Origin of the sequence: Streptomyces sp. NBC_00096 (assembly GCF_045041305.1) — a bacterium.
GTDB lineage: Bacteria > Actinomycetota > Actinomycetes > Streptomycetales > Streptomycetaceae > Streptomyces.
Genome location: NZ_CP108221.1, coordinates 6,179,303 through 6,198,804 on the forward strand (window position 1 = coordinate 6,179,303; position 19,502 = coordinate 6,198,804).

A 19,502-nucleotide genomic window follows, 5' to 3' on the forward strand; every position below is an offset into this window, starting at 1 on the left:
CTCACACGCTGCGCGAAGCCGCCATTCCCGCGGTGAGCAGTCCCAGCACCACCCAGCCGAACCACAGCCAGCCGTTGCTGCCGAGCGCCACGGAGTACGTGGCGATTACCACCAGAGAGGCGAAGGTCATCACGGCCATCGCCTTCACGGATCCCGTCATGCCCCATGGTGGCGCGCGAAGGTGCTCCGGCGCTACTGGCCACGCGCTTGGAGTGAGGCCAGATATGAGTTGTAGGCCGCGAGCTCCTGGTCTCCGCTGCGGTCCTCGGACCGGTCGGAGCGCTTCGCCGCCCGCTGCTCCGAGTGGTACCACTGGTAGACCAGCGCGATCAGCACGAGCACCGAGGGGATCTCGCTGAAGGCCCAGGCGATGCCGCCGCCCCACTGCTGGTCGAGCAGCGGGTCGATGCCGAGGGAGGCCGGGGGGTTCGCGTACGTCTTGACCATCGGCTCGCTGGCCATCATCAGCGCGATGCCGAAGAAGGCGTGGAAGGGCATGCCGGCGAACAGCTCCAGCATGCGCATCACGTAGCCGGGGCGGTGCGGGCCCGGGTCCACGCCCATGATCGGCCAGAAGAAGACGAGGCCGACGGCGAGGAAGTGCACCATCATCGCGATGTGCCCGGTCTTGGATTCCATCAGGAAGTCGAAGATCGGCGTGAAGTACAGGCCGTAGAGGCTCGCGATGAACAGCGGAATGGTGAACACCGGATGGGTGACCACCTTCATGTAGCGGCTGTGCAGCAGCATCAGCAGCAGCTCCCGCGGCCCCTTGCTGCCGCGGGCGGCAGGCGCCAGCGCGCGCAGCGCCAGGGTCACGGGCGCGCCCAGCAGCAGCAGGATCGGGCTGAGCATGCTGATCACCATGTGCTGGACCATGTGCACGCTGAACATGACCATGCCGTAGTCGTTCAGCTTGGTGCACATCACCAGGGCAACGCTCAGCACGCCGAGGGCGAAGGCGACCATCCGGCCGACCGGCCAGGAGTCCCCGCGCCGGCGCAGCCGGACCACGCCCCACGCGTACAGGCCGAGGCCCACGAGCGAGCCGATCAGGAAGAAGGCGTCGAAGGAGAACTCCAGCCCGCGCCCGAGGGTGAAGGGCGGCAGGTCCATGTCCATGTCCATGCCGTCGTGCGCGAGGTAACTCAATCTCTTCACTCCCTTGACCCGTGGTGCCCCACCACAGTAGTGCCGCCCCCGGACGGGAATCGTCCGGGGGCGCCCATTACGGGAGTGACACGGAGAAAGGGGGAAAGATCACAGAACGTTCTGCGCCTCGGCGTACCGCTCGGCCGGAACCGTCTTCAGCGTCTGCACCGCCTCGTCGAGCGGCACCATCACGATGTCCGTGCCGCGCAGCGCCGTGAGCATCCCGAACTCGCCCCGGTGCGCCGCCTCCACCGCGTGCCAGCCGAAGCGGGTCGCCAGGACCCGGTCGTACGCCGTGGGCGTGCCGCCGCGCTGGACGTGGCCCAGGATGACCGGCCGGGCCTCCTTGCCGAGGCGGTCCTCCAGCTCGACGGCGAGCCGGTTGCCGATGCCGGCGAACCGCTCGTGCCCGTACACGTCGGTGCCGCCCGCCTCCAGGGCCATCGAGCTGCCCGCGGCGGGCTTGGCGCCCTCGGCGACCACGACGATCGCGAACCGCTTGCCCTGCGAGAAGCGCTCGCCGACGATCGCCGTCAGCTCCTCGATGTCGAAGGGACGCTCCGGTACGACGATCGCGTGCGCGCCGGCCGCCATGCCCGAGTGCAGGGCGATCCAGCCGGTGTGGCGGCCCATGACCTCCACGACCATCACGCGCTGGTGGGACTCCGCGGTGGTCTTCAGCCGGTCCAGTGCCTCGGTGGCGACGCCGACGGCGGTGTCGAAGCCGAAGGTGACATCGGTCGAGGCGATGTCGTTGTCGATGGTCTTCGGGACGCCGACGATCGGCAGGCCGCCCTGCGAGAGCAGGTTCGCGGCCTTCAGCGTGCCCTCGCCGCCGATCGGGATGATCGCGTCCAGGCCGAGATCGGCGACGTGGCCGCGGGCCCGCTCCACGCCGTCTCGCAGATGGGCGGGCTGGACCCGGGAGGACCCCAGGATCGTTCCGCCGCGGGCCAGGATGCCGCTGACGGCGTCCAGGTCCAGCTTGCGGTAGTCGCACTCCAGCAGGCCGCGCCAGCCGTCGTGGAAGCCTATGACCTCGTCCCCGTGGTCGACGACGGCGCGGTGTACGACGGAGCGGATGACGGCATTGAGCCCGGGGCAGTCGCCTCCGGAAGTGAGCACACCAATGCGCATGGCAGGAAGGACCTTTGCAACGTGGGCCGACGACCGGACCACGTCGTCCGGTTGGAACTACCCAGCACCCTACAAGCGGATCGAGGCTGGACTGAACCATCCTCCACATGCTGGTCAGATCAGTAGTACGAACACACGTCGGCCCGGATCCCCGAGGGGGATCCGGGCCGGACGAAGGACGCCGCGGGGCTTACGCCGGCTGCGTCGCCGCCGCGATCCGCTCGGCGCGCAGCGCCTCGTACCAGCGGTCGTCGATGGGCGGCAGCGCGTTCACGTCGAGGGCCAGCTTCAGCAGCAGGTCCGCGATCTGCGGGTTGCGCGCCATCACGGGGCCGTGCATGTACGTGCCGAACACCGTGTCGTTGTACGCGCCCTCGGTGCCGTCCCCGGTGCCGTTTCCGCGGCCCATCGTGACCCGGGCGAACGGCTTCGCCGTCGGGCCGAGGTGCGTGACGCCCTGGTGGTTCTCGAAACCGGTGAGCTGCGGCAGGCCGAGCTTCGGGTCGATGTCCGCGAGCACGTCGCCGACGCACCGCTCGGCCTCGCCGCGCACGGTCACCACGTCCAGCAGGCCGAGGCCCTCCTGGCGCTGGCCGACGTCGTTGACGAACTCCTGGCCCAGGATCTGGTAGCCGGCGCAGACGGAGAAGACGATCGCGCCGTTCGAGACGGCCCGCTCCAGACCGCCGTCGCGCAGCAGGCGCTCCGCGGCCAGCCGCTGCGGCCGGTCCTCGCCGCCGCCGATCAGGTAGATGTCGCCCGAGGTGGGGATCGGCTGGTCGCTGCGCACGTCCACGCGCTGCACGTCCAGGCCGCGCCGGCGGGCCCGGCGCTCCACGACGAGGGCGTTGCCCTGGTCTCCGTACGTGCTGAGCAGGTCGGGGTAGACCCACACCAGACGCAGGCTGTTGTCGCTCATGCTCTTGTCCTTATGGGTACTAGTTGCCGACGCGGCGGCGCACGTCCTGGAAGGCGGTGTAGTTGGCGATCAGCTCGATCTGCCCGGGCGGCGCCAGCTGCACGGCTTCGTCGAGGGTCTCGCACACCCGGAAGTCCAGGCCCGCGACTTCCAGGCGGACCGCGAGGTCCAGCTTGCGGTCGCCGATCACGAAGATCGGGTGGCCGGCCAGGCGCGGGTAGTCCACGTCCCACAGCCAGGAGGTGTCCGTGCCGTCGGCGCCGCGCGCGTTCACCGACAGGATCACCGGGGTCGGCGGCGGGTCGATCAGCGAAAACGTTTCGAGCCAGCCCGCCGGGTTCTTCGCGAGCAGCAGTCGCAGCTCGCGGCCCTGGAAGCTCACCACGTCGTAGCGTCCGGCGACGGCCTGCACCTGGTACATCCGCTCCAGCGCGACCTGCGGCGGAACGCCGAAGACGGCGGCGACGGCCGCCGAGGTGGCGGCGTTCGCCTTGTTGGCGCGGCCCGGGAGCTGGAGGCTGATGGGCCAGGCGCTGCCGTGCGGGTCGAGCACGTGGTCGCCGGAGAGCACCCAGCTCGGGGTGGGCCGCCGGAAACCGCACTCGCCGCAGTACCAGTCGTCGCCCGGACGCTGCATGACGCCACCGCAGGAGGGGCACGACCAGGCGTCGTCCTTCCACTCCTGGCCGGCCGCGACCCACACCACGTTCGCGGAGGAGGAGGCGGCCCACACGATCAGCGGGTCGTCGGCGTTGGCCACGACGACCGCCTTGGAGCCCGAGAGGCCCTCGCGCCACTTCTCCGCGAGCATGCGGGTCTCGGCGGCGCGGTCCAGCTGGTCCCGGGAGAGGTTCAGCAGGGCGATCACCTTGGGGGTGACGTCCCGGGCCACTCCGGCCAGGTACTTCTCGTCCACCTCGATGACGCCGTAGCGGGCTTCCGAGCCGCCCGCCAGGGCCGAGGTGATGCCCGCGGGCATGTTCGCGCCGAGCGCGTTGGAGACGACCGGACCGCTGGCCCGCAGGGCCTCCGCGATCAGCCGGGTCGTCGTGGTCTTGCCGTTCGTCGCCGAGACGAGGACGACGTCGAGATGCTGCGCCAGCGCGCCGAGGAGATCGGGGTCGAGCTTGAGCGCGACCTTGCCTCCGATCACCGATCCGCTTCCGCGTCCCGCGGCCCGCGACACCGCCGCCGCGGCCTTGCCCGCCGTCACGGCCAGCTTGGCCCGCGGCGAAAGCGGCTCTGTGTTGCCTGCCATCGTCCCTTGTCCTCCTTGCGTCGGTCGCCCCCAGCCTATCCAGTACCGGCCCGGACCCCGACCGCGGCGCCCCCGGTCTGCCGAAGATCTCCTCATATAGTCGCCCGTCGTACCCTTACGGCCATGCGACAGCGCCCCATCCCCGGTACCTCCGGCATCGTCCGCACCATGAGCCTGCTGGGCGATCCGGTGCTCCACTCCGCCTGCGCGGAGGTCACCGAGTTCGGCCCGGCCCTCGACCGGCTCATCGAGGACATGTTCGCCACGATGTACGCCGCCCAGGGCGTCGGCCTCGCCGCGAACCAGATCGGCGTCGGGCAGCGGGTGTTCGTCTACGACTGCCCCGACGACGAGGACGTCCGGCACGTCGGGCACATCGTCAACCCGCGGCTGGTCTCCGCCGACGGGGACGAGTTCGCCGGGCCCGAGGGCTGCCTGTCCCTGCCGGGGCTGGAGGCCTCCACGGTCCGCTTCGACGAGGCCGTCGTGGAGGGGGTCACCTCGGACGGGGCGGCGGTGCGGGTGGCCGGGACCGGGTTCTTCGCCCGTTGCCTCCAGCACGAGTGCGATCACCTGGCCGGTGGGGTGTACGCGGAGCGGGTGACCGGGCTGCGGTCGCGCAAGCTGCGGAGGCAGATCCGCAAGACGGACTGGGGTGCGGCCGGGATCCACGCGCTGGGGGAGTGAGCCGGGGGTAGGGGCCCGGCGGGGCCGGGGTTCCCGGGGCTCCGCCCCGGACCCCGCGCCTCAAACGCCGGCGGGGCTGATTTTGGCCGGCGGGGCCTGAATCAGGAATCAGGCGGGGCTTGATTCAGGCGGGGCCTGAATCAGAAGCCCGGGCCGTCCGCACGGTTGCCGGCCGTGGCCAGGCGGCCCCACAGGAGGTCGGTGAGGCCGGTGACGAGCTCCGCGCGTTCGCACGGGCGCTCGCCGAGCCACCAGTCGCCCGCCGCGTGCATCATGCCGACGATTCCGTGACCCCATACCCGGGCCAGGCGTTCTCCGCCGGGGCCGAGGTCCACGCGCTCGCCGATCACCTGGGCCAGCTCCTCGCCGAGGCGGCGCAGCAGCGGGGCCGAGTGCAGGCCGACGTCGAAGCCGCGCTCCGCGCTGTGGGAGTCCTCGGCCGGGTGCATGAGGAAGCGGTAGACCTGGGGCCGGGCCTCGATGGCGGCGAGATAGGTGTCGAGGGTGGACTCCACCCGGCTGCGCCGCTCGGCGGGGGCGTCGAGCGCCGCGCGCAGCGAGTCGAGCAGCGCGTCCGTGTGCCGGACGGCCAGCGCCTGGTAGAGGCCCGCCTTGTCCCCGAAGTGCCGGTAGAGGATCGGCTTGGTGATGCCGGCCTCCGCCGCGATGGCGTTCATGGACGCCTTGGGGCCGTCCCTGAGGACGACCCGGTCGGCGGCCTCCAGCAGCTCCCGCCGTCGGCGCTCGCCCGTTCCCGGCTCGCCGGCCTGCTGTGTGGTCTCCATGACGTGTCTCACTCCCCGCCCTTGCGATGTCCTGACGCCCACGCAACGTAACACCCCGCACACCCTGACGATCTCACCGGCGGTGCGCCGTCGCTGCTGCTTGACAGTGCTTACCGGCCGGTAACAGACTGGAGTCATCTTGGGGGTTACCGTTGGTAACTACTTGTGCGGCAGCGTGATACGAAAGCTGGAGGGGACATGGCGGAGTTCACCATGGAGCTCAACGACGACCAGAAGCAGGTACGGGACTGGATCCACGGCTTCGCCGCCGACGTGATCCGCCCCGCCGCCGCGGAATGGGACGAGCGCGAAGAGACTCCGTGGCCCGTCATCCAGGAGGCCGCCAAGGTCGGCATCTACTCCCTCGACTTCTACGCCCAGCAGTTCTTCGACCCCACCGGCCTCGGCATCCCGATGGCCATGGAGGAGCTGTTCTGGGGGGACGCGGGCATCGCGCTGTCCATCGTCGGTACCGGGCTCGCCGCCATCGGCGTCGTCGCCAACGGCACCGAGGAGCAGATCGGCACCTGGATCCCGCAGATGTACGGCACCCCGGACGACGTGAAGGTCGCCGCCTTCTGCTCCTCCGAGCCCGACGCCGGCTCCGACGTCGGCTCCATGCGCACCCGCGCCGTCTACGACCAGGCCAAGGACGAGTGGGTGCTCAACGGCACCAAGACCTGGGCGACCAACGGCGGCATCGCCAACGTCCACATCGTCGTGGCCGTCGTCGACCCCGAGCTCGGCACCAAGGGCCACGCCTCCTTCATCGTGCCGCCGAACACCCCGGGCCTCTCCCAGGGGCAGAAGTTCAAGAAGCACGGCATCCGCGCCTCGCACACCGCCGAGGTGGTGCTGGAGGACGTACGCGTACCGGGCTCCTGCCTCCTGGGCGGCAAGGAGAAGCTCGACGAGCGGCTCGCGCGGGCCCACGAGCGGGCGAAGGCGGGCGGCGGCGAGCGGGTGAAGAACGCGGCCATGGCCACCTTCGAGGCCTCCCGGCCGGCCGTCGGCGCCATGGCGGTCGGCACGGCGCGCGCCGCGTTCGAGGTGGCGCTGGACTACGCGAAGACCCGTACGCAGTTCGGTCGGCCGATCATCGACAACCAGGGCGTCGCCTTCCAGCTCGCCGACATGCGGACCTCCATCGACGCGGCCCGGCTGCTGGTGTGGCGGGCCTCCTGGATGGCGGTCGCGGGCAAGCCCTTCACCTCGGCCGAGGGCTCGATGTCGAAGCTGTTCGCGAGCGAGGTCGCCAAGAAGGTCACCGCCCAGGCGGTCCAGATCCTCGGCGGCAACGGCTTCACCCGTGAGTACCCGGTGGAGCGCATGCACCGCGACAGCGCGATCTACACGATCTTCGAGGGGACGAGCGAGATCCAGCGCCTGGTGATCGCCCGCACGCTCTCGGGCATGCCGATCCGCTAGCGCGGGCTCGGACGGGGAAGGGGCCGGGGCCGCCTCACGGCGGCCCCGGCCCCTCTCCGTGCGCCCGGGGCGTGCCCGGCGGCCCCGCGGGCCGGTCAGGGGCGCAGGAGGGCTTTCAGGGCGCGCGTGAAGAAGAGGCGGGCCGCCGCTGCCACCAGGGGGTCGAAGGGGCGCCCCAGGCCCCGTACGTACAGTTCCTCGCGCCATTCGGCCTCCCAGCCGCCGGAGGGCGAGCGGCGGAGTTCGATCTCCGCGCGGCCCCGCACCGCGCGGCCGTGTTTGACGAGGCGGACCAGTCCCGCCGAGCCGTCCCGAGGCGGCTGCCAGAGGGTGACTTCCATCGGGTCGTCGAAGGTGATGCTCCCCACTCCCGTACGCATGGTGAAACGGGTCCCGGTGTGCGTGGGAGGCGGCGTTTCGATGATCGCCCGGGTGAGCGGGACGGCTGCGCCGTGGCGTTCCCAGTCCGTCAGCCTCCGCCATGCCTCCTCCGGCGCGAGAAGTGTTCGGCGAATGATCCGGACAGCGGGCATGAGCACATCGTAATCGGGCATACACACCCTGAACTGGGCGGTGAATATGGGTACCGCCCAGGGGTGGCGATCAGTAATACTCACCGCCACCGTGGATCGCGGATTCGACCGGGTGACCACCGGCCTTCCCGCCCCACTCTGCGAGGAGGTGCGCCATGTGCTCCCACCAGCCCCCATGCCCGTCTGCCGACAGCGTCGATCACGATGCCGCCCGTACCGTGGCCTCCCACCCCGAGCAGGGCTGGAACCTGCTCTGCAACGGTGCCGTGGTTTTCGACGACACCGGTGAACTGCTCCCCGACGGCCGCACGGTGGAACCCCGCCGCCCGGCCCTGGTCTGAGCGAGGAGGCAGCATGCGCCAGCAGCTGATCCGCAAGCCCGTCCCCAAGCCCGCACCCCGAGACCTGGATCTGCGTACCCCGTCGGGCAGACCCCTCCCGTACTGACGGGAGCCCCGGAGTTACGCAACGGCGCCACCGGCTGAGCGTCAGCCGGTGGACGCCGCCGCGCCGCCCAGGAAGGCGCTTTCGTAGGCCTCGTCGCCGATCGCCGCCCTGGCCTGGCGTTCGCCCTGGTCGCGCAGGGCCGTCAGCGAGGGGGAGCCCATCTGCGGCCGGCCCACCGTGCGCCACCAGGCGTGCCCCGTGCCCAGCAGCCGCGCCGCGAGCTCGCCGTCGCCCATGGCCGCCACCGCCGCCGCCAGCAGGTCCAGACCGAGCGCGATCCCGAAGCGGTCGCCCAGCAGCCGCTTTCCCGACAGCATCGCCCGCGCGTGCCGGGCCGCCTCCCCGTGGTGGCCGAGCCCGAAGGCCGCGACGGCCAGGATGTAGTCCGCGTATGCCCGCAGCCAGCGCTCGCCCAGCTCCGCGCACGCCTCCCGCAGGCCCAGCGCCTCCTGCTCGGCCTCCTCGAAGCGCCCGAGGTCGCACAGGGCGTAGCCGGTGGCCAGCCGGCACAGCAGCCAGCCCGCACCGCTGGGCCTGCCGCCGTGCCCCCCGCGCGCCCGGGGCCCCGCGAGCGCGAGCGCCCGTGCGGGATCGCCCGGCATCAGCACCGACACCGCGTGCAGGTAGGCGGCGCGCAGCTCCGGTTCCGGATCGGCCAGCGTGGCCGCCGCGCGGGTGCTCTCCCGGCCGAGCTGCTCGGAGGCGTCCAGCTCGCCCTGGAGCATGACGGTGAGCCCCAGCGCCCACAGGCCCTGGACGTACGCCGCTCCCGAGCGCGGACCGGTGAGCAGGGCACGTTCCAGGAAGGCCCGGCCCTCGTGGACGTGCCCGCACGAGAACCAGAAGAACCACAGCGCGCCGGCCGTCTCCAGGGCCGCCGTGGGGTCCGAGCCGAGGAGGTGCTCCAGGGCGGTGCGCAGCTGCGCGTGCTCGGCGGTCATCCTGCGGTACCAGTCCACCTGGCCGGGGCCCATCCAGCCACGGTCGGCGGCCTTGGAGAGCGCGGCGTACCAGTGGGCGTGCCGGTCGGCGACGATCTGCTCCTCACCGAGCTCCGCCAGCCAGTCCTGGCCGTACTCGCGGATCGTGTCCAGCAGCCGGTAGCGGGCGCCCGCACCCCGCTCCAGGGTGCGCTGGACCACCGATTTCGCGACCAGGCCCGCCAGCACCCGCTCCACGCGCGCCGCGGGCAGGGGTCCGCCCGAGCAGACCGCGCGCGCCGCGGCGGCGTCGAAGTCCCCGGTGAACACCGAGAGCCGGGCCCACAGGAGCCGTTCGACCGGCTCGCTCAGCTCGTGGCTCCAGCCGATCGCGGTCCGCATCGTCTGGTGGCGGGGGAGCCGGGCGAAGGTGGTGTCGGACAGCAGGTCGAAGCGGACTTCGAGGCGCTGTGCCATCTGCTCCAGCGTCCACAGCCGCAGCCGGGCACCGGCCAGTTCGATGGCGAGGGGGATCCCGTCCAGGCGGCGGCAGATCTCGGCGGCCACGGCCGCCCGGTCCGGGTCGGCGAAGGCGGCCGCGGCGTGCCCGGTGGCGGACATCGCGCGGGCCCGGAACAGGGCGAGGGCGTCGCTGTCGGGTCCGTCGCTGGGGAGCGGACTGACCTCGACCAGGCTCTCGCCGGGGCTGCCGAGCGGCTCGCGGGAGGTGATCAGCACCGTCAGCCCCGGTGCGGACTGCAGGAGTTCACCCACCAGGTGGCGGCAGGCGGCCACCAGGTGCTCGCACGTGTCGAGGACGATCAGCAGCTCCTTGTCGGCCATCCACGCGCACAGTTCCTCGTCGAGCGGGCGCGGGGACTGGTGGGCGAGACCGATGGCGTGCGCGACGGTGGCGGTGAGCAACTCGGCGTCGCGCAGCGGGGAGAGCTCCACCCACCACACCCCGTCGGGCCGGCTCTGGCGGGGATCGGCGGCGGCGCGCAGGGCCAGCCTGGACTTGCCGACACCACCGACCCCCGTGAGCGTCACGAGGCGCCGCTCGCGCAGAAGGCCGTACAGGAGGCCGAGTTCACGCTCGCGGCCCACGAAGCTCGCCGTCTCCGGCGGCAGGTTTCCCGCCACGGCGCCAGAGTCTGGCCCAGGGGCGCCGCCCGCGGAATCTGCCTGATTGTTGTTGACCGAGTACTCACCGAACACGGAAGTATTGTGCGCGATCTTCTTTCGTCGCAGGGCCGTTCGGGTCATATCGACTCGGTTGATTGTCGGTGCCCGGGCCACGCGGGGGGTTCAGGAGGAGTTCGGGAGCGGTTCATGAGGGGTTCAGGAGGCGAGGACGACCCGCCGTTCGGCGGAGAACGCACCCCAGTTGCCGTCGGGCAGCCGGGCCCGGAGCTTCACCGTCCATACGGTGCCGGGCGGTTCGGTGACCGAAAGCCGGTGTTCGGCGCGGCCCGCCGGGACGGCGCCCGCGCCGAACTGGATGACGGTGGTGGGCCGGCCGTTGACGTAGAGCTCGTACTCGCTGGTCTCCCGGCCGGTCGGCGGGGCGGTCCAGGCGAGGGTGACCGCGCCCGGCGAGGCGGTCGCGGTGAACTCGGCCGGAGCGGTGTTCGGCCGCTGTCCCGGCCCGGCCGGGGTCGTGACGTCCACGGCGGGGCCGGCGGGGGAGGAGTTGTCGGCGCCGTCCCTGGCCCGGACGGTGAAGGTGTACACCGTGTCGGGCTGGAGGCCCTCCAGGACGGTGCCGGTCATGCCGGGGCCGACCGTGTGGATGCGGGCCTCGCCCTGGTAGACGTCGTACGCGGTGACCCCCGAGTCGTCGGTGGCCGCGGCCCAGGTCAGCTGGGCGGAGGTGGGTCCGAGGGCCCGGCCTGCCGCACTCGGCGGGGCGGTCGGTGCCAGGTGGTCCTCGGCCTTCGCGGCGGGGGTGGTGGCCGAGGCGGCCGGGCCGGCCGCGGAGGTGTTCCCGGCGGCGTCCCGGGCCCGGACCGTGAAGGCGTAGGCCGTCTGCGGGGTGAGGCCGGTGATGTCCGTCATCGTCTTGTCGGCGGGGAGTTCGCGGACCAGGCGGTCGGCCTGGAAGACCAGGAAGGTGGCCACCCCGTCGGCGGGGGCCGGTGACTGCCACATGACGTGGACCGAGGTGGCGCTGCCCGCCTGGGCCGTCAGCCCGGCCGGAGCGGGCGGGGGCGTGGTGTCGGCGGATTCGCAGGCCGTCAGCGCGGCGGCCGCGAGGGCCAGGGACACGGCGAGCGCCGCCCGCCGTGCCGTCCGCTTCCGGGGGCTGTGCACGGGGTGCGGCACGGGGCCCGGCGCGGCGGGCGGTGCGTTGATCGGCGCGGGGCCTGGTGCGGGGTCGTGCACGGCGGGCGCCCCTCTTCTTCCGTCCCTTCCTGCTCCCCGGAAAGGTCTAGACATATATGGCACGCCGTGCGGCGGCCGGGCAAGACCCCTGCGGCCCGCGCGCGGACCCTCTCCGCCGATGCGGCCCGGTTCGTCCCCCTCTGCTCCCATCTGGCATTATTGCGAACCCTTTGCAGTAAGAAGGAAGTGCACGGGATGACGGCCCGGACCGTACGGGGAATGGCCAGGGTGGCCCTGGCCGCCGCAATCGTCACGGGCGCGGCGGCCTGCTCGACCCCCGGGGAGGCGCCGCGGCGGGATCCGGAGGCACCGACTCCGCCGTGGTCGGCATAGCCGACGAGCCCGAGAGCCTCAGCCCGCTGCTGGGCTACGGCAAGGACGGCAACTCGAACATCTTCGACGGGCTGCTGACGCACGACGCGGACATGAAGCTGCGACCGGCGCTGGCCGAGGTGCTGCCGGAGGTCTCCGCGGACGGGCTCACGTACACCTACCGGCTCCGTCGGGGAGTGAAGCCTGCCCATCGCCCCCGAGCGCATCGCGGGCGGCCAGGACGTCAACAGCGGCGGGTTTACCGCGAAGCCGGCAGCCGCGGCTGGCGACCGACCCCCGGCTCAGGCTGCGCGAACTCGTCGCCGAACCGCCCCGGGCCACTGGCCGGCGTAGCGAAATCGACTCCGTGGTAACGAAGTTGGCGGACCGGGTGGGACTCGGCGCCGACCTGCTCGGCCGACGGCCCCACGAGGTTAGTGACGGTCGGCTGCAACGGGCCTGTCTGGCACGGGCATTGGTGCTGAGGCCTCGCTGGCTGGTCTGCGACGAGATGACCGCCATGCTCGACGCCTCCACCACCGCCGCACTGGATCGGCGTGGTGGAGGCGTACCGGGCGGAGTCCGGCGCCGGGCTGCTGGCGGTGGGCCGTGACCCCGTACTGCTCGGACGCTGGTGCGGGCGAACGGCCCACTGGGCGGAGATCGTCAAGGACTGAGCGGCGGTCACGGACGGTCAACACCCGTTTGGCGGACACGGGTTTCGCCCGGGAAGCCCTCCTCCTGCGCCACGATGGCGCCGCACAAGGAGGTGTTCCGATGGTGATCTCCCTCTCCGTCGTCGTCCTGCTCCTCGTCCTCGCGTGGATCTTCATGCGCGGTGGCGGCCTCAAGGTGTCGCACGCGCTGGTCTGCGTCCTGCTCGGCTTCTACCTCGCCGGCAGCGGTCTGGCGGCGACCATCCACAACGGGGTCTCGGCCACGGCGAACGTGGTCAGCGGGTTCAAGCCATAGGTCCGGGCCCGCCGTTGGGGATGATCAACTGTTGCGCCTTCGTGAATCATCCGGTTCTTCCATGGACTCCTCAGGCAGTGCGATCTAGCGTCTGGCCCCGGCGCGATGTCATACGCAATGTCAACAAGACTGAGGAAAAGGGAGGAAGTCCGAATGTTCCGAAGAGCGCTGAACTGCGCCGCGGTACCGGCCCTCGCCGCATGCGCGGTGCTGTACGGGGTCGCGCCGGCCGCCGCCGAGGAGATACCCCAGGCCCCCGGCCGCCGCCTGGTCAGCCACTACGAGGGCGGCCCCGCCACCGCGGTGCCGCTGCCCGGCGAAGCCCCGCCGCAGCACCCCTTCCTCGCGCCCAACGGCCGCAGCGGCATGCACTCCGACGCGGCGGGCAGCGCCACCTCGCCCTGGTCCGGGCCGCTCGGCAAGAACCCGCAGGTGACCAGCGAGAAGATCGCCGCCCTCGGCGGCGAATGCGCCACCGCCACCTTCGACTCGGCCGGCCGGCTGGTCACGGTGTGCGGCACCTTCGGCGGCTTCAAGGTCAAGCTGCTGGAGCCCCGTACGCTCGCCACGCTCGCGGAGTACCAGCTCCCGCAGCGCTCCTCGACGGTCCAGGCGATCACCTCGCTGGACTTCTCGAAGATCTTCAAGGACACCTCGGGCGGTGCCTACTTCTACCTGGACAACCAGGACCGGGCGGTACTGGCCGACTCCCGCCAGCACATCCTGCGCCTCTCGCACGTGCAGAACCCGGACGGCGGCTGGGCGTTCAAGGTCGACGACGACTGGGACCTCACCGGCCAGGTCCCGCACGACTGCGTGGACTGGACCAACCTGTGGCCCACGGGCACCTGTGACCCCGTCACCTCGGTCATGCCCGACTGGAACGGCCGCATCTGGTGGGTCACCCGCCAGGGCCGCGTCGGCACGGTCGACCCGCGGACCTCGGTGATCCGCTCGATCCGGCTGCCGGGGGAGGAGATCCAGAACTCCTTCTCGGTCGCCGAGGACGGCGTGTCCATCGTCACCGACCACGCGCTCTACAGCTTCGCCGCCACCGCCGACGGAACCCCCGTCGCGCAGTGGCGCCAGACGTACGACCGGGGCACGGGGACCAAGCCCGGGTCGGTCAACCAGGGTTCGGGCACCACTCCGGACCTCTTCGGCAACGGCTACGTCGCGATCACCGACAACGCCGACGACCGGATGAACGTCCTGGTCTACAAGCGGGGCCTGGACGTGCCCGAAGGCCGGCGGCTGGTGTGCAAGGTGCCGGTCTTCGGCTCGGGCGCCTCGACCACCGACAACTCCCTGATCACCTGGGGCAACAGCATCGTCGTCGAGAACAACTACGGCTACGAGAACGTCACTTCGCTGGTCCTCGGCAAATCCGTCGTCGGTGGCGTGAGCCGCATCGACGTCCGGGCCGACGGCAGCGGCTGCGACACGGTCTGGCAGAGCGCGATCCGCTCGCCCTCCGTGGTGCCCAAGCTCTCCACCGCGAACGGGCTGCTCTACTTCTACGAGAAGGAGCCGAACTTCTGGGGGATCGACGCCTGGTACCTCACGGCCGTCGACTTCCGCACCGGTGAGCGCCGCTGGCGCCGGCTGACCGGCACCGGCCCGCTCTACGACAACAACTGGGCCCCGATCACGCTCGGCCCCGACGGGACGGCCTACGTCGGCGTCTTCAACGGCATCGTCGCGGTCCGCGACGGCGGCTGATCCACCGCTGGGGGCCGGTCCGCGCTCAGGTCCCGTGGCCGACCCGCTCGATGGCCACCATCGCCGCGTCGTCTCCCAGCAGGCCGCCCGCGGCGTGGGCGAGCAGGTCCGCGCACAGGTGGCGCAGGAGTGCCTCCGGCCCGTCGCCGGGCCAGTCGGCCGCCCGCTCCGGCAGCGGGTAGAAGGCGCCGGAGGCGTCCCGGGCCTCGATGACGCCGTCCGTGTACAGCAAGACCACGTCGCCCGGCTCGAAGGAGAAGGACTGTGCGGCGAAACCGGTGTCCACGAACTCCGCGAGACCCAGCGGCGGCGCCGGATGGTCCACCTGGAGGGGTACGGCGCTGCCCCCGCGCAGCAGCAGCGGCGGCGGGTGCCCGCAGCTGACCAGGCGCAGGTAAGGCTCCCCGTCGGGGATGTCGAGCACGGCCGCGGTGGTGAACCCCTCGTCCGGCCCGGCCCGCCCGCGCCCCGGTCGGGATCGGCGGCCACGGCGGCCTCCAGATAGCCGGCCAGTCCCGGCAGGTCGGGCTCCAGATGGGCGGCGGCCCGGAAGGCGCCGAGGACGATCGCGGCCTCTCCGACCGCCTCCAGCCCCTTGCCGCGGACGTCGCCGATCAGCAGCCGGGTGCTGGTGGCGGTGCGGGCGGCCGCGTACAGGTCTCCGCCGATCTGGGCCTCGGCCTCGGCCGCCAGGTACACGGCGGCGATCCGCAGCGGGCCCATCCGCTCGCGCAGGGGCCGTAGGACCACCTGCTGGGCGGCGACCGCCACCGAACGCAGGCGGGTGAGCTGCCCCTCGTGCACCTCGCGCAGGTGTGCGAAGAACGTGACGAACGCCGAGATCAGCACGAGCGCGATGATCTGGAAGGTGTGGTTGAGGTCGGTGAGCGAGGTCCGGACCACGGCCACCGCCACCTGGGCGAGCACCGCCACGGCGCCGACGAACCCGGTCATCCGCGGCCCGGCGAAGGAAGCGGTCAGGGCGGGGGCGGCGACCAGGAAGGGGCCCAGGTGGACTTCCGGCGGCGCCAGGACGTCGACCGTCGTGACGACGGCGATCAGCGCGAAGGGGACCGACAGCAGCACCGCGCGCGAATCCCGGAACCTGCTGGTGCGTGGGTGCGGCGCTGAGGGGTCCATGCCTCCTGCATACACCGCACACGGCCGGGCGGCACCCGCTCCGGCCGCATGGGGGCCGGGGCGGATACCGCCCGGACGGTGCTCACGTCCTGCTCACGTCCTGCTCAGGTCCTGCTCAGGTCGTGCTCACGTGGTGCTCGGGTGTGCTCGCCTCGTGCTCGGGATGCCGTGGGCGTCAGCTCACCTGGAGGGTGACGTCGTCCACGACGAAGGAGGTCTGGAGGGACGGGTCCTCCGCGCCCTGGAACTTCAGGGTGACCGTCTGGCCGGCGAACCGGGAGACGTCGTACGTCTTGAGCTGGTAGCCGGAGGCCGCGTTCACGTTGGACAGGGTCTCCAGCGTCTGGCCGCCCACCGAGACCGTGAAGGTGTCGTAGACCGTGTTCTCGGTCTCGTCGGTGTCGATGTGCAGGTAGAAGCCGAGCTGGTACGAGGCGCAGCCCGTGGGGACGGTCACGGACTGCGAGGCGCTGTCCGTGTGGGTCTGGCCGTAGCCGTCGAGCCAGGCCTTGTACGAGCCGCCGTGCGGGGTCTGACCGGCCTGGTTGGTGATCACGCCCAAGGTGGCCGTCCACGGGGTGGAGCCGCTCTCGAAGCCGCCGTTGGCGACGAGCTGGCGCGGGGTGCAGGAGGGGCCGGTGCCCGTGACGGTCAGGGTGTAGGTGGTGGTGTGGCTGACGGAGCCCGCGCCGGTGACGGTCAGGGTGTACGTGCCGGGCGCGGTGCTCGCGCCGACCTGTACGGAGAGCGTCGAGGAACTGCCGGACTGGACCGAGGTGGGGCTGAGCGTCGCGGTCGTGCCGGCGGGGGCGCCGGTCACCGACAGGGCGACGGTCTGGGCCGCTCCGCTCACGGTCGCGGTGTTGATCGTGGAGGTGGTGGTGCCGCCCTGGTTCGCGCTGCCGGTGGCCGGGGAGGCGCTGATCGAGAAGTCCGGGCCGGGCGTGGTGCCGCCGACGGCCTGGTTCCAGATCGTGTAGGCCACGCCGTCCGCGCTGCGGTCCAGGACCGTCGCGCTGATGTTGCTCGTGGTGTCGCAGGAGCTGTGGTAGCAGGAGTCGTACGCCGCGTTCGCGGTGCCGCCCCACTTCGTGGCCTGCGCCGAGGTCTTGCGGGCGCTGGCGCCGGCCGCGTAGCCGGAGGTGGCGATGCCGCCCTGCTGGAAGGAGTAGTCGTCACTGCGGCCCTGGCCCTCGGTGTTCTCCTCGGGGGCGAGGTTCAGCGAGGTCCAGTACGCCTTGAGCGGGGCCGCGGCGGTGGAGTTGACGTTGTTGATGAAGTAGCCGCCGTTGGGCGAGCCGACCATGTCGAAGTTGTAGTAGGCCTTGATGGCCGACTTCTGGGTGCTGGTGAGCTGGTTGACGTAGAACTCCGAGCCGTTGAGGCCCTGCTCCTCGTCGGTCCACCAGGCGAAGCGCACGTGCTTGGTCATCGTCGGGTTCTTCTGGGCGAGGACCAGCGCGTTCTCCAGCAGGGTCGCGGAGCCCGAGCCGTTGTCGTTGATGCCCGGGCCGGCGGAGACGCTGTCGAGGTGCGAGCCGAACATGATCGTCTGGTCGGCGGGGCCGCCGGGCCAGTCGGCGATCAGGTTGTTCGACGGGTAGGTGCAGGAGGTGCAGTTCTGCTCGGTGACCGTGTAGCCGGCCGCCTGCAGCTTGCCCTTGATGTACGCCACCGACTGGGTGTAACCACCGCTGCCCGCGCGGCGGTTGCCGCCGTTCTGGGAGGCGATCGTGTTCAGCTGGGTCAGGTGCGCCTGGACGGCGGTCACGTCGATGTTCGGCGCGCCGGGGGGCGGCGTGGTGCCGCCGACGGTGAGCGCGTAGTCGACGGTGTGCGAGAGGCTGGTGCCCTGGCCCTTGACGACGACGGTCGAGGAACCGGGAGCCGCGTTGGAGGAGGCGGTCAGGGTCAGCGTCGAGGACTGGCCGGACTGCACGGTGGCCGGGCTGAAGGAGGCGGTGACGCCGGCCGGCAGGCCGGACGCGGTGAGGGTCACCTGCTGGGCCGTGCCCTGGGAGATGGCGGTGGCCACGGAGGTGGTGACCGAGGCGCCCTGCTGGACGGTGCCCGAGGACGGGTTCAGCGCGAGCGAGAAGTCGCTGTTCTGACCGCTGGGGGTGCAGGTCGGGTCACCGGACTGGGCGGGCACGCTGATGGCGTCCCAGGCACCCTTGGTCTTGTTGAACAGGTCGCAGGTGGCGTCCAGCGACTTGGCGGAGCTCAGGGTCGCCGTCCGGTACTTCTTGTAGGACATGCTGGAGGTCTTCAGCAGCATGCCGCCGTAGAAGATCTTGCCGGCGTTCTGCACGCCCGCGCCGGTCAGCGTGGACTGGTTGCAGGTGCTGCTGCTGGGCTTGCCGCCGCCCGGGTTGGTGCCCTCGGCGAGCAGGTAGAACCAGTGGTTGAGCGGGCCGGCCGCCGCGTGCACCTCGGTGCCCGGTATGGAGGAGCTGTAGCAGGCCGGGTCGTTGTTGACGGCCGGCGGGTTGTACATGTTCCGGATCGGACCGCTGCCCACGAGGTTGATCATCTCGCCGACGGTGTAGTCCGGAGTGTCGTACGGGGACGGCTCGTTGACGAAGGCCTCGGTCAGGGCGCCGAAGATGTCACCGGTGGCCTCGCCGAGCCCGGACTCCTGGCCGCTGGTGCCGCCCGGGGTGTTGGTGTCGATGGCGTGCCCGTACTCGTGGGCCACCACGTCCACGCCGGCGATCCACTCGTTGGCCTGGTTGTGCCCGATGGTCACCGAGCTGCCGTCCCAGTACGCGTTCAGGTCACCGAGGCCGACCTTGCCCGGGAAGCTGCGGCCGTTGCCGCTGACGCCGTTGCGGCCGAGCCACTGGCTCAGCATGTCCCACTGCTTCTGGGCCGCGAACATGAGGTCCGTACAGCCGGTCTCCTTGGAGGTGGGGTTGCCCGTGCCCCAGGAGTCCGACGACTTCGAGAAGACGCTGCCCGAGCTGTAGTCGGCGCAGCTCAGGCCGGTGCGGTTCGGGTCGCGCAGGGAGTACGTGCCACCGGAGGCCGTGGTGTCGATGGTCAGCGGGTTCGGGCCGTTCCACTTGCTGCTGCCGCTGCCCGCCACCACCTCGTCGAAGCGGTCGAGGACCTTGCCGGTGCGCGCGTCCACGAACACGTGCAGCTTGCTGGGCGCCGTGGCGGTCCGGCCGACCAGGACGGTCTCCCAGGCCAGTGCCGGCTTGTCGTCCTTGAGCTTGACGACGAGCCGGCTGCCCTGCACCTGGTCGGTCTTGACCTGCTCGCGGCGCGAGGTGGCCTCGGCGGCCTTCGCGGTCACCGACGGGGTGATCGAAACGTCGATCACGGTCGAGGAGGCCGACTGGAGGGCGCGCACCCGGCCCTCCCCGTCCGCGAGGACGACCGCGTCGCCGCCGACCACCGGCAGGCCGCGGTAGCTGCGCTCGTAGGCGACCGAGTACAGGTCCTTCACCCAGGGGGTGACCAGGCGCCGGTCGTACTGCTGCTGAGGGGAGTTGACCAGGGTGTCGAGGCCGCTGCGCACGGCCGCGTCAGCCGCGGCGACCGCCCGTTCGGCGGAGGTGCCCGGGACGGGCGCGGGAACCGATGTCTGGGCGGCGGTGGCGGTGGTGGCCAGCGTGCCGGCGAGGCCCGTGGTCAGCACCATGGCCGCGATGGCTGCCATCAATCTGGTGGGCTGCAAGAGTCCACTCCGATCGTGTG

At 71.5% G+C, this 19,502-nt stretch carries 18 protein-coding genes and 2 pseudogenes; 9 read left to right on the plus strand and 11 right to left on the minus strand.

Annotated features, from left to right (window positions below):
• Window position 1: 1 nt before the first annotated feature.
• From OG904_RS27435 to OG904_RS27455, 5 genes are all read right to left on the minus strand, one after another.
• Window positions 2-160 (minus strand): hypothetical protein, encoded by a 159-nt coding sequence (locus tag OG904_RS27435; RefSeq protein WP_330295170.1) that lies wholly within the window; start codon window positions 158-160, stop codon window positions 2-4.
• 32 nt (window positions 161-192) lie between these two features.
• Complete coding sequence (locus tag OG904_RS27440; RefSeq protein ID WP_405498305.1) at window positions 193-1,122, minus strand: cytochrome c oxidase assembly protein; 930 nt, start codon at window positions 1,120-1,122, stop codon at window positions 193-195.
• A 138-nt stretch (window positions 1,123-1,260) separates the two neighbouring features.
• Window positions 1,261-2,289 (minus strand): 6-phosphofructokinase, encoded by a 1,029-nt coding sequence (locus tag OG904_RS27445; protein WP_405495403.1) that lies wholly within the window; start codon window positions 2,287-2,289, stop codon window positions 1,261-1,263.
• A 190-nt stretch (window positions 2,290-2,479) separates the two neighbouring features.
• Entirely contained in the window at window positions 2,480-3,208 is a 729-nt protein-coding gene (locus OG904_RS27450) for a type 1 glutamine amidotransferase (RefSeq protein WP_405495405.1), read from the minus strand.
• 19 nt (window positions 3,209-3,227) lie between these two features.
• Window positions 3,228-4,466 carry a MurT ligase domain-containing protein gene (locus OG904_RS27455; protein WP_405495407.1) on the minus strand — a complete coding sequence of 413 codons (1,239 nt, stop codon included), beginning with the start codon at window positions 4,464-4,466 and terminating at the stop codon, window positions 3,228-3,230.
• A 123-nt stretch (window positions 4,467-4,589) separates the two neighbouring features.
• On the opposite strand from OG904_RS27455, the gene def reads away from it, so the two are divergent.
• The gene (def, locus tag OG904_RS27460) at window positions 4,590-5,153 is read left to right on the plus strand and encodes a peptide deformylase (RefSeq protein ID WP_405495409.1); all 564 of its coding nucleotides are present in this window, start codon (window positions 4,590-4,592) and stop codon (window positions 5,151-5,153) included.
• 140 nt (window positions 5,154-5,293) lie between these two features.
• Here the strand turns inward: def and OG904_RS27465 are convergent, their stop codons facing one another.
• On the minus strand, window positions 5,294-5,938 hold the full coding sequence (locus OG904_RS27465; RefSeq protein ID WP_405495411.1) for a TetR family transcriptional regulator: 645 nt from the start codon (window positions 5,936-5,938) through the stop codon (window positions 5,294-5,296).
• A gap of 198 nt (window positions 5,939-6,136) precedes the next feature.
• Here OG904_RS27465 and OG904_RS27470 point away from each other — a divergent pair, with 198 nt between their 5' ends.
• A complete protein-coding gene (locus tag OG904_RS27470; RefSeq protein ID WP_405495413.1) occupies window positions 6,137-7,366 on the plus strand; it encodes an acyl-CoA dehydrogenase family protein in 1,230 nt (409 codons plus the stop codon).
• A 95-nt stretch (window positions 7,367-7,461) separates the two neighbouring features.
• Here OG904_RS27470 and OG904_RS27475 read toward each other — a convergent pair whose 3' ends face one another.
• Complete coding sequence (locus OG904_RS27475; RefSeq protein ID WP_405495415.1) at window positions 7,462-7,899, minus strand: SRPBCC family protein; 438 nt, start codon at window positions 7,897-7,899, stop codon at window positions 7,462-7,464.
• A gap of 155 nt (window positions 7,900-8,054) precedes the next feature.
• On the opposite strand from OG904_RS27475, the gene OG904_RS27480 reads away from it, so the two are divergent.
• Entirely contained in the window at window positions 8,055-8,240 is a 186-nt protein-coding gene (locus OG904_RS27480; RefSeq protein ID WP_405495417.1) for a DUF5999 family protein, read from the plus strand.
• A gap of 147 nt (window positions 8,241-8,387) precedes the next feature.
• Here OG904_RS27480 and OG904_RS27485 read toward each other — a convergent pair whose 3' ends face one another.
• Window positions 8,388-10,409 (minus strand): ATP-binding protein, encoded by a 2,022-nt coding sequence (locus tag OG904_RS27485; protein ID WP_405495419.1) that lies wholly within the window; start codon window positions 10,407-10,409, stop codon window positions 8,388-8,390.
• A gap of 198 nt (window positions 10,410-10,607) precedes the next feature.
• On the minus strand, window positions 10,608-11,651 hold the full coding sequence (locus tag OG904_RS27490) for a fibronectin type III domain-containing protein (RefSeq protein WP_405495421.1): 1,044 nt from the start codon (window positions 11,649-11,651) through the stop codon (window positions 10,608-10,610).
• 195 nt (window positions 11,652-11,846) lie between these two features.
• Here OG904_RS27490 and OG904_RS27495 point away from each other — a divergent pair.
• The 4 genes and pseudogenes from OG904_RS27495 to OG904_RS27510 form a co-directional block, all read left to right on the plus strand.
• Window positions 11,847-12,166: pseudogene (locus OG904_RS27495) on the plus strand (ABC transporter substrate-binding protein); the annotation flags it as partial.
• A gap of 68 nt (window positions 12,167-12,234) precedes the next feature.
• Window positions 12,235-12,640, plus strand: a pseudogene (locus tag OG904_RS27500) (ATP-binding cassette domain-containing protein); the annotation flags it as partial.
• Window positions 12,641-12,740: 100 nt separating this feature from the next.
• Window positions 12,741-12,935 (plus strand): hypothetical protein, encoded by a 195-nt coding sequence (locus tag OG904_RS27505; protein ID WP_328297393.1) that lies wholly within the window; start codon window positions 12,741-12,743, stop codon window positions 12,933-12,935.
• 153 nt (window positions 12,936-13,088) lie between these two features.
• Complete coding sequence (locus OG904_RS27510) at window positions 13,089-14,657, plus strand: hypothetical protein (RefSeq protein ID WP_405495423.1); 1,569 nt, start codon at window positions 13,089-13,091, stop codon at window positions 14,655-14,657.
• A 25-nt stretch (window positions 14,658-14,682) separates the two neighbouring features.
• On the opposite strand, the gene OG904_RS27515 is transcribed toward OG904_RS27510, so the two are convergent.
• A complete protein-coding gene (locus OG904_RS27515; RefSeq protein WP_405495425.1) occupies window positions 14,683-15,081 on the minus strand; it encodes a PP2C family protein-serine/threonine phosphatase in 399 nt (132 codons plus the stop codon).
• Window positions 15,082-15,191: 110 nt separating this feature from the next.
• Here OG904_RS27515 and OG904_RS27520 point away from each other — a divergent pair, with 110 nt between their 5' ends.
• Both OG904_RS27520 and OG904_RS27525 read left to right on the plus strand, forming a co-directional pair.
• Window positions 15,192-15,401, plus strand: coding sequence for a hypothetical protein (locus tag OG904_RS27520; RefSeq protein ID WP_405495427.1), 210 nt, complete (start codon window positions 15,192-15,194; stop codon window positions 15,399-15,401).
• Between the two features lie 54 nt (window positions 15,402-15,455).
• Entirely contained in the window at window positions 15,456-15,788 is a 333-nt protein-coding gene (locus OG904_RS27525; protein WP_405495429.1) for a hypothetical protein, read from the plus strand.
• A 184-nt stretch (window positions 15,789-15,972) separates the two neighbouring features.
• Here the strand turns inward: OG904_RS27525 and OG904_RS27530 are convergent, their stop codons facing one another.
• Window positions 15,973-19,464, minus strand: a complete 3,492-nt coding sequence (locus OG904_RS27530) for a M28 family peptidase (RefSeq protein WP_405495431.1) — start codon at window positions 19,462-19,464, stop codon at window positions 15,973-15,975.
• Window positions 19,465-19,502: the final 38 nt, after the last annotated feature.